This is a genomic window from Adlercreutzia rubneri, from assembly GCF_009755265.1.
Lineage (GTDB): Bacteria > Actinomycetota > Coriobacteriia > Coriobacteriales > Eggerthellaceae > Adlercreutzia > Adlercreutzia rubneri.
The window spans coordinates 37,238-53,950 of the sequence record NZ_WPOO01000012.1; the positions used below are offsets into that span (position 1 = coordinate 37,238).

The 16,713-nt window shown below is 61.7% G+C and carries 16 protein-coding genes; 7 read left to right on the forward strand and 9 right to left on the reverse strand.

Annotation, left to right across the window (positions count from 1 at the left end; translation table 11 throughout):
• Positions 1-89 precede the first annotated feature (89 nt).
• Together GO707_RS07735 and GO707_RS07740 are read right to left on the reverse strand one after the other, a co-directional pair.
• Complete coding sequence (locus tag GO707_RS07735) at positions 90-1,430, reverse strand: hypothetical protein (protein WP_157012713.1); 1,341 nt, start codon at positions 1,428-1,430, stop codon at positions 90-92.
• 91 nt (positions 1,431-1,521) lie between these two features.
• The gene (locus GO707_RS07740) at positions 1,522-1,938 is read right to left on the reverse strand and encodes a hypothetical protein (protein WP_157012714.1); all 417 of its coding nucleotides are present in this window, start codon (positions 1,936-1,938) and stop codon (positions 1,522-1,524) included.
• 112 nt (positions 1,939-2,050) lie between these two features.
• On the opposite strand from GO707_RS07740, the gene GO707_RS07745 reads away from it, so the two are divergent.
• Both GO707_RS07745 and GO707_RS07750 read left to right on the forward strand, forming a co-directional pair.
• A complete protein-coding gene (locus tag GO707_RS07745; protein WP_157012715.1) occupies positions 2,051-3,265 on the forward strand; it encodes a putative ABC transporter permease in 1,215 nt (404 codons plus the stop codon).
• A 9-nt stretch (positions 3,266-3,274) separates the two neighbouring features.
• Positions 3,275-4,048, forward strand: a complete 774-nt coding sequence (locus GO707_RS07750; RefSeq protein WP_161127905.1) for a DnaJ domain-containing protein — start codon at positions 3,275-3,277, stop codon at positions 4,046-4,048.
• Between the two features lie 4 nt (positions 4,049-4,052).
• Here GO707_RS07750 and GO707_RS07755 read toward each other — a convergent pair whose 3' ends face one another.
• The 5 genes from GO707_RS07755 to GO707_RS07775 form a co-directional block, all read right to left on the reverse strand.
• Positions 4,053-4,874, reverse strand: coding sequence for a DUF4013 domain-containing protein (locus GO707_RS07755; protein WP_161127906.1), 822 nt, complete (start codon positions 4,872-4,874; stop codon positions 4,053-4,055).
• A 198-nt stretch (positions 4,875-5,072) separates the two neighbouring features.
• A complete protein-coding gene (locus GO707_RS12750) occupies positions 5,073-6,461 on the reverse strand; it encodes an MFS transporter (protein ID WP_157012717.1) in 1,389 nt (462 codons plus the stop codon).
• A 234-nt stretch (positions 6,462-6,695) separates the two neighbouring features.
• A complete protein-coding gene (locus GO707_RS07765; protein ID WP_157012718.1) occupies positions 6,696-8,018 on the reverse strand; it encodes an MFS transporter in 1,323 nt (440 codons plus the stop codon).
• Positions 8,008-8,838, reverse strand: a complete 831-nt coding sequence (locus GO707_RS07770; RefSeq protein WP_114548955.1) for a creatininase — start codon at positions 8,836-8,838, stop codon at positions 8,008-8,010. The genes GO707_RS07765 and GO707_RS07770 overlap by 11 nt, the downstream gene beginning before the upstream one ends.
• Positions 8,839-8,952: 114 nt before the next feature.
• Entirely contained in the window at positions 8,953-10,122 is a 1,170-nt protein-coding gene (locus GO707_RS07775) for a DMT family transporter (protein ID WP_114548954.1), read from the reverse strand.
• Between the two features lie 392 nt (positions 10,123-10,514).
• On the opposite strand from GO707_RS07775, the gene GO707_RS07780 reads away from it, so the two are divergent.
• From GO707_RS07780 to GO707_RS07800, 5 genes are all read left to right on the forward strand, one after another.
• Entirely contained in the window at positions 10,515-11,039 is a 525-nt protein-coding gene (locus GO707_RS07780) for a TetR/AcrR family transcriptional regulator (RefSeq protein ID WP_157012719.1), read from the forward strand.
• 139 nt (positions 11,040-11,178) lie between these two features.
• Positions 11,179-12,063: a methionyl aminopeptidase gene (locus tag GO707_RS07785; RefSeq protein ID WP_157012720.1), complete on the forward strand. Its 885-nt coding sequence runs from the start codon at positions 11,179-11,181 to the stop codon at positions 12,061-12,063.
• Between the two features lie 151 nt (positions 12,064-12,214).
• Positions 12,215-12,895 carry a hypothetical protein gene (locus GO707_RS07790; RefSeq protein ID WP_157012721.1) on the forward strand — a complete coding sequence of 227 codons (681 nt, stop codon included), beginning with the start codon at positions 12,215-12,217 and terminating at the stop codon, positions 12,893-12,895.
• 220 nt (positions 12,896-13,115) lie between these two features.
• Positions 13,116-13,448 (forward strand): nucleotidyltransferase domain-containing protein, encoded by a 333-nt coding sequence (locus GO707_RS12370; protein WP_114540161.1) that lies wholly within the window; start codon positions 13,116-13,118, stop codon positions 13,446-13,448.
• Entirely contained in the window at positions 13,441-13,896 is a 456-nt protein-coding gene (locus tag GO707_RS07800) for a HEPN domain-containing protein (protein ID WP_114540162.1), read from the forward strand. Before GO707_RS12370 ends, GO707_RS07800 begins: the two co-directional genes overlap by 8 nt.
• Positions 13,897-14,011: 115 nt before the next feature.
• On the opposite strand, the gene GO707_RS07805 is transcribed toward GO707_RS07800, so the two are convergent.
• Together GO707_RS07805 and GO707_RS07810 are read right to left on the reverse strand one after the other, a co-directional pair.
• Positions 14,012-14,161: a hypothetical protein gene (locus tag GO707_RS07805; protein ID WP_157012722.1), complete on the reverse strand. Its 150-nt coding sequence runs from the start codon at positions 14,159-14,161 to the stop codon at positions 14,012-14,014.
• 41 nt (positions 14,162-14,202) lie between these two features.
• The gene (locus GO707_RS07810) at positions 14,203-16,707 is read right to left on the reverse strand and encodes a DUF6273 domain-containing protein (RefSeq protein WP_157012723.1); all 2,505 of its coding nucleotides are present in this window, start codon (positions 16,705-16,707) and stop codon (positions 14,203-14,205) included.
• Positions 16,708-16,713: the final 6 nt, after the last annotated feature.

Consider the following 16,713-nt stretch of genomic DNA (forward strand, 5'->3'; position numbering starts at 1 on the left):
CGCGAATAAGCAGTACCGGCAATCATAGCACAGCGCCCCTTGAACCTTCGTCCAAGGGGCGCTGTCTGCACATTTCGAAATGCTGTCCGCTATTCCACGTGGATCTCGAGGGCCTTCACGCCCGCCGGCGACCAGGACGTGGCGAACGACTCCTCCAGGGGACCCTTCACATCGGCCTTGCGGCCAATGAGGCTCTTGCCGTTGTCGTCGAGGCCCGAGGTGGCCACGGCGATGGTGGTCAGCCGGTACTGGGTGCCGTTCAGATTCATGTCGAGCGGCCGGGTGAGCTTCAGCACCAGCTGCACGCTGCCGTTGGCGTTGTCCGTCGTGCCCTTATTGGTGTAGTTGTTGCCGGAGGAAAGGCCCGCAGCGTCTTCCACCGCCTGAAGTGTCCCCGACAGCGACACCGAGTCTCCGAACTTGACGTTGCCGATGTTCTCGGGCTCGGTGTTGGCGGGATCGACCGATGCCGGCGAATCCGTGCCCTCGGCCGGAGCGACGGGAATCTGGTTCGTCTGCGTGTCGATCTGCCCCGCATCGGCCACCGTGACAAGCCAGCCCTCGGTGTTGGACCAGGCCACGTTCAGCGTCACCGTGGAGGTGCGCAGCTCGCTCGTCTTCACGCCGTCGGCCTCGCTTTCCACGGTCTTCGAAAGATCCACGGTGATAGGGCCGCCGTCGATGGTGAGATCGGAGGTGGTCTTCACGATGGACGCATCAACCATGGCCTCCCCGTAGGTGGGGTCGTTGGTCGCGAGGATGTCGTTCAGATTGGCCAAGATGTCGTTGGCGTTGGCGCTGGCCAAAGGCACCGCCGCCGCCTCTCCCACCACCAAGTCGCCGGGAACCCACGTCTCGCCGGCATCGGAGTACTCGAAGGGCAGCGTCACGGGCACGTTGATCTCGACGCCCTTGTTCTTGAAGGTGGCCGTGGCAGTGGCCTCGCAGGTGACGATCTGGTTGCCCGGCGTGCCCAAGTTCGTGGGCTCGTTCAGCACGATGTCGCTGAACTTCGGGCCGATGAGCGCGTCTTGGGAGACATAGGCGTACTGCGAGATGTCCGGCGCGTCCATGGCCACCTCGTCGAAGGCGGCGATGACGCGGGCGTCGGACAGCGGCACCCGCTGGGTCTCCTCGGCGACCGGCTGCTTGTTGAAGAAGCCGGAGGTGAACAGATAGGTGAGCACGCCGGCGGCTACGAGCACGCAGATGATAAGACCAACGATGACGGCCGTGCGCTGGCCCTTCTTCACGTCGCGGGGCTGAGCGGCCTCGACGTTGCCGTAATCGTCCCCGGCACTCTGGATGAACGCCGCAGCGGCGGCTTTCGCGGCGGCGGCCTTCTTGGCCTCGGCGGCCGCGCGGGGGGAAAGACCCTCGTCGGGGGCGGAATCGGCCGGAGAGGCGCTGCGCGGATCGAGTTCAGTCATAATTCCTCCTGAGAAAGCAGACCGCCATTATGCGGCCTTAGCCTCGCAGTATACTGTATTTGACTCGATGTCGGCTAGAGCAGCGAAAGAACTATTGGACAGATTTCCCCAGGTTGCCGGCGATGACGACGCAAATCGCCATGAGCAACAGGTTGAAGATGAGCGACGTGGGAAGCTGACCGCCCGTGGCATAGCGCAGTCCCAACCCGAACACCGAGGCGACCACGCCGGCCAAAGCGAGGCTGCGCAGGGCCGCCACGCGCCCCGGGTTGCGCGAGGCCGCGCGCCCGAGAACCCCCGCCGCAATGGTAATGCCGTTGGCCACCGCAGCGGCAATGCCCAGCACAAAGGCAGAAAGCGGAAGCCCCGTCGTAGCGCCCGCCCCGTCGGCAAGAGCCCCGTAGATCACCACGCCGCCCACGGCGAGTCCGAACAGGCCGCAAATCATCAGCAGGTACGAGAACATGCGCAGATACCATGAAATGGTGCTTGTCTGTTCGACTGCCACCAGCGCTCCTTTCAGCCTGCTGCCCTGCGGGCAATGTGACGGACGCCCCTCAAGCTTGCGGGCTTGTTGTGGGCTTGCCGCCTGAAGATGGGGGTCATGATACCATAGGCCCATGGATCCGACGGTTCTTCAACAAACCCCCTTGCAGCCCTCGCCCGGCATCGGAGACGGCAGCAAAAGCGAGCGCACTCCCCTGGCGCTTCGCGTGTTCGGCGCCCTGCTCATGGCCGGGGGCGTGGCCGTCGTGCCCGAAGTGATCCACACGCTCGCCCAAATGGGAACCATCTTCGTCGAGAAGACCTACACCGACGACTCGCTGCTCACCATCATCCTGTACGTCACGCTCGCGCTGTCCGCCTGCTTCTGCGCCCTGGCCTCCGGTGTTCTCGGCTTCCGCCTCCTGCGCGGCAACCGCCGGCGCGCCCGCCTCATCGCCGAGGCCGTGGCTATAGGGCTCGTCGTCGCCTTCTCCGCCGATCTGCTGCTGTTCGGCGTGAACCCGGGCCTGTGGTTCCTCGGCGCCTGCGCCCTCATCCTCATCGCGGCCCACGTCTGGGTGGACCCGTCGCTGTCCGGCGAGCGCGAGCTGCAGCGGCGGCTGCGACTCATGCAAACGCGCGAGGAGGCCGAGGACGGCACCCTCGGTCTGGACAAGACCGGCCGCGGCTATATCGAGCTGGACTTCTTCAACCTGTTCTGGATCTTCGTCATCGCCTCGGTGGCCGGGGTGGTCATCGAGTCCATCTACCACGTGCTCGTGGTCGACTTCGGCCACTACGAGGATCGCGCCGGCCTTCTGTGGGGGCCCTTCTCCCCCATTTACGGCTTCGGCGCCGTGCTCATGACGCTGGCGCTCAACCGCTTCCACAACGCGCCCATCCCCGTGGTGTTCCTCGTTAGCGCCGTCATCGGGGGCGCCTTTGAGTACTTCGTCAGCTGGTTCATGGAATACGCCTTCGGCGCCATCGCCTGGGACTATACCGGCACCTTTCTCAACATCAACGGTCGCACCAACTTCATGTTCATGTGCATGTGGGGGGCCCTTGGCGTGGTGTGGGTGAAGCTGGCCCTGCCGGCACTTTTGCACACGGTGAACCTCATCCCGTGGCGCTGGCGCTACTCGATTACGGCGCTGTGCGCGGCGCTCATGATCTTCGACGGCGCCATGACGCTCGTGGCCCTCGACTGCTGGTACTCGCGCTTGGCAGGCGCAGCGCCCGACAACGCGCTCGAGCAGTTCTGCGCCGAGCAGTTCGATAACCAGTGGATGGAAAACCGCTTCGAATCGATGAGCATCCACCCCGATGCCGCCCATCGCTCATCCTAGGAGATTTTCGTGACTGAAGACCCGTACGACATCCTCGGCGTTCCCCGCACGGCCACGTCCGACGAGATAAAGAAGGCCTATCGCAAGAAGGCGCGGGAGAACCACCCGGATTTGAACCCGGACGACCCCGAGGCCGAAGAGCGCCTGAAGAAGATCAACGAGGCCTACGACCGCATCACGAACCCGGAGAAGTACGCCCGCGAGGACGCCCGACGCTATCGGTCGCCCTACAACCCCACCTACACCGGCTACGGCACGCCGGGCGGCAACCCCTTCGGCGGCGCGGGCCCCGGCAGCCCTTATGGCGGCGGTGCGCCCGGCGGCGGGTACCAGTACCAGTGGGTGGAAATCAACTGGGAGGACTTGTTCAACACCTGGAACCAGGCCTCCTCGGTGCCGCGGCCGGAGGTGTCGGCCACCGATTCGGCCGAGCTGCGCCAGGCGGTGCTGTTCATCGACGGCGGCAACTACAAGGCGGCCCTCACCGTGCTCGCGGCCCTGCCCATCAAGGAGCGCACGGCCCGCTGGCACTATTTAGCGGCGCTGGCCAACTACGGCGCCGGCAACACCGTGGCCGCCGTGGACCAGATCCGCACCGCCCGCAAGGCCGACCCCACCAACGGTGACTACCGCCAGGCCGAGGCCGTCATCGGCGCCCGCGCCCGCACCTACCAGCAGGAAAGCGAGAGCCGCGGCTTCGGCGGCTGCGTGGATCCCAGCTCGCTGTGCTGCTGCCTCATGTGCGGCCCGGCCCTCTGCCAACCGTTTTTGTTCTGCCTGTAGTTTATTAGTAGCGCGGAGCGGAAAGCGTCGTCCATTCGGGGGCGTAGCGGGCGACCCAGTGGGCCACGCCGCGGATGGCCACGGCCTCGGCGAAGGTTTCCGCCACCGACAGCACCACGTACAGGATGAGCGTGCAGAAAATCATCGGGCCGGCCAAAGCGGCGATGAGCGACATGATCTGCGCGAAGGAGGGATCGGCCGCACCGCCTATGGCGGCGATGGTCGGAGCCGCACCCATGATGCAGAGGAACATGATCGAGAACACCACAATGCTCAGCACGAGCGAGATGCCGATGACGATGGCCATGGGAATGAGCGTCACCGCGAACAGCTGGCCCCAGTTGCGGCGCGCCTTCTCCCAGATGTCCTTCACATTGAAGCCATCGCCCAGGCTCTGCCCCATGATCATGCGCATCTGCATGATGATGCCGGCCACATAGGTGGCCAGGGAAACGGCGATGGAGACGACCCAGCCGATGAAGGGAATCCAGCCGAAGATACCGCCGATGATGCCGCCAACCAGGCCCACCACCAGCGTCAGCACGAAAGCGTAAAAACCATACTCGAAGTTCTTGCCCGTCACTATTTTCTGGGGCAAGAGGCTGCGGCCGCCGAAGGGCACCTCGCGGGACCAGAACAGAAGGTAGCCGGCCACGACGAAGTTCAGAATCGGCACGCACATGATGAGGCCGAGCACCAACAGCCGGCTTATGTAGTTCGGCGTCGCCTTCACGTCTTCCCAGGCGGCCTTCAGGCAGCTGGTGGTGTAGGCGGGCGAAGGCGCGGGCGCAGGTTGCACCGGGGGCGTGTAGTTCATCGGATCCATGGGAACCTCCTCTTTCCGGAGTCGAAATGCCTGCACCTTGCGGTACGCGAGACGCCGCGCAAACCAGAGGCGCTCCGACTCGAATGACGTTGGGGCTATTGTGCCATCATTCCCCTTTTGACACCGGATCAGTGGGAAAATTGTCATCTAATTCCGCAAGGGTTAAGTAAGCTTGAAGGGCCCCAAGAGAGCGACCGCCTACATCTCGCGCTCTTCCACCACCGTGTAGGCGGGAAGGATGCTCGCTTTCACCACGCGATAGCAGAGTATGGCCGTAAGCGGCATGCCCAGGCACAGAAGCGTGCCCACCTTGAAGGAGGCCATGGTACCGAAGGTGTCGATGAGAGCGCCGGCCACGGTGGGCCCGAAGGCGGCCCCACAGGTATAGCCGGCATTGAGCCACGTGATGGCCTCGGTGAGGCGCGCGTCGGGCACCGCGCGCTCGCAGACGCCGTTGGCCACAATGAGCAGCGGCGCGTAGGTGCACGCCCCCAAAAGCGCCACCGCCATCAGCGTGGGCGCCGAGTCGATGAGGAACATGGTGCCGAAGGACAGGCCGACGGCACAGGCGGCCACCACGAGCTGCTTGGGCAGGGGCGCCCGCAGACGCACCATGCCGAACAGAAAGCCCGCCGTCATGGACACCGCGCCCGAGGCCATAAGAACCGCGCCGGCGAAATCGGGGCTGTTCAAGTCCTCGGAAAGCGACACTGTGGCAGTATCGAACAGGCCGAGGAACGACCCGGCGAAGGCGTAGATCACGAACAGCACGCGCACCGCTGCGGAGGTGGCAAGCAGGCTCTTCGAAGGCACGGACGCTGCCGAAGCGACGGCAGCCGCCCCCTCGGCGAGCGCGCCCTTCGAAGCGGCCGCACCGTCTCCCGCCACATCGGCGACGGCATCGGCGGCATCAGCAACATCGACGATATCGGCATCGCCCCCCGCAGCCCCGGCCTGCGACCAACCGGGATGCGGCTCGGTGCTCTTGGCCGCGCACAGAAGCACGACCCCGACGGCAAAGGCGACGCCGCCGCACACCATACCCGCCACCGGGGCGATGGCAGCGGCGAGCGCGATGGAGATGGACGGGCTGAAGATGAACGCCATGTCGTCGAGCACGCTCTCGTAGGAGAACATGGTGCGCAAGTCGGGAGCCGCCTCCCCCAAACGACCGGAGCGGATGAGGTAGGTCCACCGGGCGCGGGCCATGGCCTGGGGACTCGGGAAGAACCCCACCAGCAGCGCTCCTACGAACAGGGGCCATACCGGCCCGTGCAGCGCCACGTTCGCAATCAGAACAGCAAGGCCCAGAAGCGATACGGCCGCGGCCTTGGGCACCACGGCCGACTGGCCGCGCTCGTCGATGCGCTTCGACACCCGGGGCGTCACCACGAAGATGGACAGCGCGATGAGCGATGAGGACAGCCCTGCTGTGAGAAAGGAGTAACCCGACAGCGTGATCATCGTGACTACGCCGATGTTCAGCATGCTGCCGAAGAAGCGCATGAGCAAACAGGCGATATCGAAGGGGTAGGCTTCGCGCACGCGCAGCACTTTTTTGTAGACTCCCGGGCTCACCTTCGCCACGCTTCCACCTCCGCTCCCGCTCATGATGCCGGGCCGCGCCCGGCTTAACGCCTGCCGCCCTGTAGGGTAGCACGTCGTCGCAGGTGACGGAAGACCCCGCAGCCAGGGCAGGCTGCGGGGCCTTCGAAAGGCGGCCGCCGGGCAAGCGGCCGATCCGCCGGAACGAGGCGGTAGCTGACACCTCAGAGGGAGCTGGCCCGAAAGAAGGGGCACGAGCCAGCGTCAACCAACCAGCTACCTGATCTCGTCCAGGGGTATGCCATTATAATCGTGAGCTGTGAAGAACAGGATAACGCCGGCCACCGCGCTGATGGCCATCATGTAAAAAGCTGGCATGAGCCCGTTGCCTGTGGCGTCGATGAGCGCCGTGGCCACAAACGACGCCGTGCCGCCGAACACCACGTAGGCAATGTTCGAACCCAAAGCCGCACCGGTGTAGCGCACTTCCGTGGGGAACATCTCCGCCTGATAGCAGGCGATGTTCGCATCGTTGAGCGACAGCGTCACGCACATGATCAGCTCGGCGACAATAACGATGGGCAGCGACGCCGTCCCCAGCATGAGGAAACAGGGAATGGAAAGCACAATGAAGGCAACGCATGCGGTGAGCAGCATACGCCGACGCCCCACTTTATCGGACAGCGTACCCGAGCCGAAGATGATGAGCAGATACGCAATGAGCGCGATGTCGGTGGCCAGCTGCGCCTGGGACGCCTCCATTGAGGTGTAGCTCGTCAGGTACGTCGGCAGATAGGTGAGCACCAGGTAAAATCCCACCGCGTTCACCATAGTAGCGGCAACGGAGGACAGCAGGCGCTTGCGGTACTTCTTGAACACCAAGTGCGTCGGATGCTCCGCCTCCTTGTTCCCCTCTTCCATCTTCACGAAAGCCGGAGAGTCTTCCAGCTTGGTGCGGATGTAGTGGGCGATGAAGCCGAGTGGGCCAGCCAGAAGAAACGGAATGCGCCAGCCCCACTCAATAATGGCGGCCTCGGGCAGAACCATTTTCAGCACAAGGGCCATCGTGGAGCCCGCCAGCAGGCCCGTGGCCGTCGATGCGGGGACGAGCGAGCAATAGCGGCCGCGCTTCTCAGGCGGGGCGTACTCGGCCAGAAACACGGCGGCACCCGAGTACTCGCCAGCCACTGAAAACCCTTGCACGCTGCGCAGCACGAGCAACAGGATGGGAGAGGCCAGGCCAATGGCCTGGTAGGACGGCAGACAGCCGATGAGGAAAGCGGCACCGGACATCAGCAGAACCGAGATGGCCAGCGACTGTTTGCGACCTTTTTTGTCGCCCATGCTTCCCCAGAACATGGCGCCGAGCGGGCGGAAGATAAAGGCCAGGGCGAAGATGGCGAAGGCCATCAAAGTGGAGTTCACCTCGGAGCCGGGAAAGAAGACCTGGCCAATCGTAATGGCGAAGTACGTGTAGGTGGCATAATCGAACCACTCGATGAAGTTTCCCAGAAACGACGAGGCGGCAACGCGCTTCAAATCGCTGTGGGGCTCGTGAGCAACAGGGGCGACCTCAGCCGCGGCATCGTTAGTCCTCATGGAAATCACCTGCTCCGCTGAATTCATCCTCGATGGCGATGACCATATTGGCCACGGCAACGTCACGCAAGATGATGCCCTTTTCGCGCGTAGAGGCACCAGGATGCGACAGGCAGCCCGAAGGGGGCGTGTAGTCGGCCACAATGGGCAGCACATCGTAATTGGGAAGCTCGGCGGGCAACCCCGTGTACAGCGCGGGATCGATGCGGTCCATGTCCACCAAATCGGGATAGAACAAGAGCATGAGGGACGTCTCCATCACGCCAGCATGTTCCAAATCCCAACCCGTGAAACCATCGGGGTACAACTCCTGGATGGTGGCATCGTCAACGAAATCCCAGTAGGACAAAAGCTGGATTTTCACGTTCTTGATGCCCTCGGCCGACGCCTTCTCGAGAGCCAGCTCGGCGCCTTCGAAGATAAACTGGTAGTTCTCGTAATGGCCGTTCATGAACACGATCTTGCGAGCGCCGTCCTCGATGAGGCTATAGCAGATATCGCGGGCCAAAGAGATGATCGTAGTACCCGACAGCGAAGTCGTGCCCGACAGGTGGAACCCGCCGCCGCTGCGCTGCTGGGAACGATAGCCGAAATTGATGGCCGAGCACACGATACCCTCGAGCGCGCCGTCCGTATCGGCCGTGAGCGCCTCAGCGGTCGCGCCGGCCATGGCCTTGGTAAGAGCGGCGTCCACGCACATGGCCATATGGCTGCCATGCTGTTCGAGCGCACCAACGGGGATGAAGACGACGGCATCCTTCGCGAGCTTCTCGCGGTAGGTAAAGGCGTCCATCTCTTCCATGAATACAGAGTTTTTCATAGTCACTCCTTGAAAGCAGGGGCCTTCCCTCCCAAAAAGACCCATTTGGCAAGTGCGTAAGCGGAGGGCCGGACTCTCACTTCCCCAGCCAGACCCTCCGCGAAAGCAGGGGACTTAGCGGTCGTCGGCGTCGGGATGGTCCCGATCGTAAGCGTCGGCAGCTTTCTGGGCGCCGTCGGCCATAGCAGCCAGCTTCGGATCCATTCCATCCGGGTTCGCATCGATGAAGCCCGCACCGCCGGCTCCCACTTGGGCCGCCAGGGCCACTTCGCCATCAACAGCGGCATCGTCGACTTCTTTGTTCGCCGCACTGGTGGTGAAGACGATCTGGCTCACGCCGCCGATAACGATGAGCGCGCCGCCAATAAGCTGGAAGGCGGTCAGGGTCTCGCCGAACAGGCACAGGCCCAGAAGCGACGCCATGATGGTCTCTTGATAGGAGATGGCAGCCAGCTCGCCGGCCTTCAGGCGCTTGGTGGCATGGGTGAGCAGATAGAACGCGCCGAAGCCGGTGATGAGAGCGGCGGCAATCAGCCACAGCCAGGAATCGAGCGGCATGGTGAACAGGTTCCAGGGGTGCGTGATGATCTGGCCAGCGGCGTCGACCTGCGTTACGCCATTCACTTTCTCGGTATAGGACAGCGGCTGCAGGCAGAAGTTGTGCCACAGAAGCAGCACGAGAATGGCCAGCGATGCGAACAGGAAGTTCCACCAGGAGCGCACGTTCGAGTCGCAATCCTCGCGATAGCGCGAGAAGAACAAATAGAGGCCGTAGGCGACACCCGATGCGAAGGCAATGGCGTTGCCGAAGGTATAGGTGGGATCGAGATCGAGCGTCAGGCCCTCGGGAGTGACGATGCCCACGATGAACAGCATGCCGACTACCACGGCGATGATGCAAAGAATGCCACGCCAATCAATCTTTTCCTTGAGGAAGATCGCCGCAAGGATCGTCGAGTAAATGGGGCCGGTGTAAATGAGGAACGACGCGTTCGCCAACGTCGTGTACTGGGTGGACAGGCAGTACAGGCCGGAAAGCAGCCCCAAGAAGATGCCCGAGAGCAACATCATGCCCGAGAACCGCGTGGCCTTCACCTTCTTGAAGCCGCCGATAAACAAGAAGATGATCGTGAGCGCAATAAGGCCCGCGAAGTTGCGCCAGAACGACACGAAGTCGCCTGGGGCGTCAATGAAGCGCGTGAACGCTCCGATGCCGCCCATCAAAGATGACGAGCAGAACATCATGATAAATCCGATGAGCTTGTACTTCGCCCTTTCGTTCATAGGAACCCTCTTCCCATTCGATTTCGAAGACGCCTCATTGGAAGCACCTTCCCCTATGAGAAGAATTGTGCGGCCCAGTCGTAGGCGAGCGCAAAGGTCGAGTCGCAAACCCTGTTCCTCGAAACAGAATGTCAGCGGGTTTTTGTTTGAAGCGGAGGACAAATTGGCAATAATGTCACAAAATTGCGACAAGGGGGAAACCGCATCATGGTTCTCTTGACGTTCACCTTCAGTTGTCATCAATACAGCCACAGCGATCAGGTACTATGCGTTTAAGGAGGACATGACCAACCCCCGGATGCATACCCGAAACGAGCAGAAGGCGGCACTCCTATGATCACTGACCTCCCCTGGGCGAGAACATCTTCAATTCCCCCGATTTGAGCATCAAGATGAAAATTCTTCATGCGACGAACAAATCTCTCGATCAGATTACCGTGGCCGAGATCTGCCGCAACGCCGGCATCTCGCGACAGACCTTCTACCGGCACTTCGAGAGCAAGTATGACATCCCCTGGTGGTACTCCATCTTCTGCCGCCAGTTCTATTTGAACGAGATCGGCCGCACCATCGATTGGAAAACGGGCTACTACCACCATCTGCGGCTCATCGCCCAGGAGCGCGATTTCTTCCGTGAGTCCATCCAGTATTCGATCAACACGCCCTTCGGGCAGACCATCATGCCAGAAAACCGCAAGGCCGTGCTTCTCGACACCTTGGAGAACTACCGCCATGTCGAGGTGAACGACAACCTGCGCTTCATCGTGGAGGTGTTCTCGAAGCTGGAATGCGAGGTCATGAACGACTGGTTCCGCTCCGACGAGCCCACCAACCTCGCGCGCTGGACCGACGATTTGGTGAGCCTCGTGCCCGACCGCCTCTACCGCGCCCTGGAGATGCCCGCAACCGATCGGTAGAGTCGCGCAAGCCCTTCATCCCGTCTCGCAATGAACCCGCCGAAGCAAACCAGCAGGTTCGCTTCGGCGAACTTGTAGTACCATGGGAACGCGAACATCAAGGCGCCCGCGGGCGCACACTATAAAGGAGCGAGCCCCCATGTATGACGGCCTTCAAAGTCCTGGACGCAACGACGAGTGCTGGTGCGGCAGTGGCAAGAAGTACAAGAAATGCCACCTCGATTTCGACGAGCGCCTAGAGGAGCTCGCCGAGGCCGGCGAGGAAGTGCCGCCGCGCGATTTGCTGAAGACCCCGGCCGAGATCGAGGGCATCAAGCGCAGCGCCAAGGTGAACATCGGCGTGCTGGATTACGTGGCCGAGCGCATCGCGCCGGGCATTACCACTGAGCAGATTGACCAGTGGGTGCACGACTACACCGTGGAGCACGGCGCCATTCCCGCGCCGCTCGATTACGAGGGCTTCCCGAAGTCGGTGTGCACCTCGGTCAACGAGGTGGTCTGCCACGGCATCCCCTCTCCGGACGAGGTGCTGCGCGAGGGCGATATCGTCAACATCGACTGCTCCACCATCAAGGACGATTTCTTCTCGGACTCCTCCCGTATGTTCTGTATCGGCGAGGTGTCGCCGGAGGCGGCCGATCTCGTGCGCGTCACAAAAGAGGCCGTGCAGGTGGGGCTGGACGCCATCAAGCCGTGGGGACATCTGGGAGATATCGGCGCCGCCGTGAACGCTTACGCCCGGGAGCACGGCTACACGGTCGTGCGCGAGTTCGGCGGCCACGGCATCGGCCTGGAGTTCCACGAGGATCCTTTCGTGAGCTTCGTCACGGAGGCGGGCACCGGCCCCATTCTCGTGCCGGGGCTCTGCTTCACCATCGAGCCCATGATCAACGCCGGCGCCCAGGAGATCGACATGACCGACCCCAACGGCTGGACGGTTCGCACCGCCGATCGCTCGCTCACGGCCCAATGGGAAGTCCAACTCGCCATCACCGAAGACGGCTACGAGCTGCTCAGCTGGTAGAGGGAACCGACTCGCCAGCCACCGTTTCCGAAACGGTGGCGGCAACTTTACGGTCGCCATACGCTTAGCGGCCCGCTCCGATTTTGGGGAGGGCCGCTTCTATGCTGGTTTGCGTTCAACCAAGAACCCTTTCTCTGAGAGGAGCTTTCCCATGACCGAGAACACCAACCAAACCCCTGGCGCCACCGCCGGTTACGGCCCCGAAGGCCGCGAGCTCGAGCGGGAATCTCTCGCCTACGGCGAACCGGCTCGCACCCCTGGCGACGTCGAGACCGCCGCTGCGGGCGATGCGAGTGAGATGCTCGGCGAGGTGCTGCAATCCCAGGAACTGAACCCCGGTGAGCCCGCCGTCACCAACGAGCCCCCCGTTATGCCGCAGAATCCGGTCGCGACCCATCAAGCCGCCTACCAGGCGACCTACGGCGCGCCCCAGCAGGTAGCAGCGGCACCCCAGGCTCCCACTGCGGCCGCGGCACCCGGCACTGCCCCCACCGCCTCGCCTCACGCAGCGGCAGCCGCCACCGCGGCCGCCGTCCAGAAGACGCACAAGACCATCGATCCCGAGCAGGCCTTCCGCATTTGCGGCATGATCGTCGGCGCCGTCATTATCGTCTTCGGCCTGTGCATGCTCGCCTACTACACGCCCGACGACGTCGGCTCCCTGTTCGACACCTACCAGATGAACGGCTCCGCTGGCTTCGCAAGCGCCGGCGCCACCTCGGCTCAAGTGCTGAAGGCCGGCTTCTCGATGCTGCTCATCGGCTTCGGCGCCACCGACATCTGCGCCTTCGGCGCCAAGTACATGAAGGCCAAGAAGCGCGAGCAAAAGTAACAGTTTTCGGTGACGTTTTGCATTTTCTGTGAGGGTTGCTATAATAATCACCGATTTACGCCGAAGCCCACAAGCTTCGAACGATGAGGGCTCTGTTTTTGGAGGGGACAGGGCCCTTTGTCATGCCTGGGGACTTTTCGTTGAAGGTATAATCAGACGGAGCCAGGCAAATCACGCCCATCAGGCGACGCCGCATACCTAGCCATCGGAAGGAGGCACCGTGAACCCCAATGCGAAACAACTTCCCATCGATCATCTCGACGATATTGTGGGCAGCATCGTAAGCACCGTGCCCACCGACGCCATCTATGTGTTCGGCTCCTACGCCCGCGGCGAGCAAACACCCGATAGCGACGTCGACCTTTACGTCGTCACAAAAGACGCCGCTAAGAGACCCCTGGCCTACGGCGCTTTGGTTCGCAAGGCGCTTCTCTGGATGAAGCGTCCCAAGGACGTGCTCTGCTCAAGCGCCGACACCTTTGTGCAACGCTCGCACGACCTCTCGACACCCGAATACATCGTCGCTCGTGAAGGGGTGAAGATTTATGGCTGATACGGAATACACCGGCTTCATGTACGCCGCCCACCGCGATGTGCTCGTTGTCGAGAATCTGGCGAAGGAAATCGATCCCTACACCGAGGCCATCGCCTTCCATTCGCAGCAAGCAGCAGAAAAGATGGTGAAGAACGTATTCATCCAGAATGGAATCGTTCCCAGCAAGACCCATAGCGTCGACGAGCTTCTGTCGAAAGCCATCGATTCTGGCTGGCTGAGCGTCGAGCCCCCTGTTATCGACGCTGCCATTAATATCAGCATGCATGCGGTTGCAGCACGTTATTCCCAGATGCCGGATATCGACCGCGGCGAGGCCCTTCAGGCCATCGCCGATTGCAACACCATCGCAAAATCGCTCGCTGAAAACGGATACGACTCCGTAGAAATCAAGGTCGAAGTACATTACCTGCACGAAGAGAAACCGAGAGACGACTCGGACGAGTAGGCCTCCCGTCGCACGGCGAAGATTCACCGCCCCCTTCGGCACTCGGAAGGCAGCCTTGTGGATCGGCGAGACCTGCGCCGAGCATGGGGGCCTCCACGTCATAGCGCCCCAGACCCTAGGCCATCCCGTAGCCCTGAGCACGGCGTCCCTGTCGCCGCTGCTCTACGATCTCCGGGCCAGCTACTACGACGACCTCACCTGCGCGAAACAGCCTATCGAACTGCTCCTCGAAGGCCACGAGCCAGTCTTGCGCTACGCTCGGCACCGAGGACGTTTTCCTCAGTGCCGAATAGGCACAACGACTCATCAGAAAGCAAGCCATATCGCCGGTCGCACGCCAGCGGAGGCAAACGACATGCACCACCCGATGACGCCATCCTCATCGACGCACGGTACGCTTAACGTGCTCTCGCCGCCTGACGGCCTGAGCCACCATCGCGCTGCGCGCAATCCGGTCGCGTCATTGCAGGCCCGAGCCGCCAGGAGGTGCCCCTCGTCCATGTACCTCTTGACCTCCTCCGCGGACAGGCAGAAGACGAGATCGTCCGTCTCGTCGCCAGCCACCAATAACTCGGCCACGTCCCAGTCGAGCGAGTCGGCCAGGAATTCCCCGTTGAGCCATCGCCTGACCTCGGAGCTGAACCAGTCCAGAGTGTCAACCCCTTGGACGAACGGCATGTGCGACACGACGTCGCGCGCGAGAAGGAGCACCCTCCCTCCGTCCTGTCGCAATACGATCCATTCGCATGCTGCATCGTCTTCGCAAGTGCCCTTTTTCAGGGACACGGTGCCCTTAGCGGGGTCGTACGCGCTCCCAAACATGATCTCGGACGCGATGCCGGGCGCTGCGCTGAAGCCTTGGTTGGCAAAGTACTTGCAAGCATTCAGAGCTGTTTCCTTGTCGGCCAAGGCAAGGAACGTGAGGAAGAAGCGCAGCGGCTCTCTGTCTTCTCGATTCACGATGGCTCTGTTCAACAGGTTGGCCGCCAGCGCCGGGTCGCTCTCCCGCACCAAAAAGGAGAGGCCGAGGGCAACCTCCGGCTCGTTTTGTTCCAGTATAGATAGATACAGATCCGCTGCCCTGTTGGGATCGTCGGGAATGAGAAGATGGGCCAAATTGCACGGGGCGCACAGCTTGTCCCCGGCCTCCATCGCCTCGACGAAGGTGTCCTTAGCCAGGTCAAGATCCTTACTCGCCCTCACGATCCCGAGCTCGTTGACGACATCGCTGTCGTACTTCACGGCTAGCGATCTCTCAAACAGCTCGATCGCCATTGCCGGGTTCTCGTCCTCAATAAGCCGCGCGAGGGCGCAGGTTGCATACTGCTCGTTGCCCGCCGCTATCGCCATTCTGAATGCTTCCTTGGCCTTTCCGGGGCTTTCTTTTTGTATCAAAATGCCATAACTGTACATTGCTTCACCCTTGAGGTCGGTGTGGAACAACCGTTTATAGAGCTCGACCGCTTTATGCGGATTCTTATCGTGAAGGTAAGTGGCCAAATCTTGAATACGAGAATCCCCATCAAGCTCGTCCGTAGCTATGACATATTTTTCATAAAGCTGCATCGCCCGCTCGCTGCCGTCAGCAATGAGCGGCATGAGGACATCCGACAATTCCGTGTAATTGCCAGCTTTACCCGCAAGCTGCAGCAAATCGAGGGTGCGATCGGGATCGCGGTCCATAATCATCTTCGCGCAACGAATCGGCGCGCTAAACTCGTCCCCCTCCTTAATCGCGCGCTCGTACAACTCCAGGGCCCTCGCAGGGTCCTCGTCGCGCAGCAAATCGGCTAACTTCGTGCAAGTCAATCCTCCGGCACCGGCTTCGACCGCGGCTGCGTAAAGCCCGCGCGCCTTGCCCGGATCCTCTTTCTCGAGGAATTGCGCCAGATCGGCCGCTCCTCTCCCGTCCTGCGTGATCACTGAACGCTCGAAGAATTCCAAGGCCTCCAGAACGCCGTTCTTGATCATCGGCTTGACGTCCTCAAACATCCCCTCAGTGTTGCCGTGTCTCGCCGCCACCGCGAAGAGGTCGAGCGCCCTTTGCGGCTGGCTCTCCCTTAGCAGTCGTCCTAAACACCTGGGAGCATCATAGTTGTCTCCAGAGGACATCGCGGTGGCATACAGCGTCTCGGCCTTCTCGGTGTCCCATTCCTCGACCAACTGGGCCAGCTCTGCGGCTTTCTTTCCATCTGCAGAGACCAAGAGCGCTTCGTACAACCGCACGGCGCATTCCACACCCGATCGAATCAGCGGCCGAAGGTCTTTTTCGAGATATTGACTATTGCCATTGAGGGCGGCCTGCCTGAAAAGACTCACGGCGCGCTTGGGATCGCTCATTCGGATAAGCAGCGCGAGGTTTCTCGGTGCTAGCTTATTGCTTCCCGCCTCGATCGCCTTCATATACAACGACTCGGCCTCTTCGGGATAATCTTCTTCGATGAGAAGGGCGAGATTGTTGGCGGCCATTTTTACTTCGCCGGCATCGATGGCCTTTCTATAGAGCTCAATCGCTGTCTTGGGATCTTCTTTGGAAATCAAATATCCCAGACAACTCGCCGCTGAACCGACATTATCTCCCACCCGAATGGCCTTATCAAAAAGCTTCTTAGCGAGATCAGCGTCTGTGTCCATGCATTCGATTCCGCGCTGGTAGAAGTTCATGCGGCTTTTACACCATGCCGCGAAATCCTCGACTCTCTCGAAGACCCAGTCCGCACCCCAATGTTTGCGCGCGTGCCCCTTGAGGTAGTCGGGGACGCCCCAGAGCGCAAGAGCGCCGTCGATGCCGGCAGACTTGTACGCGATCATGTCCTC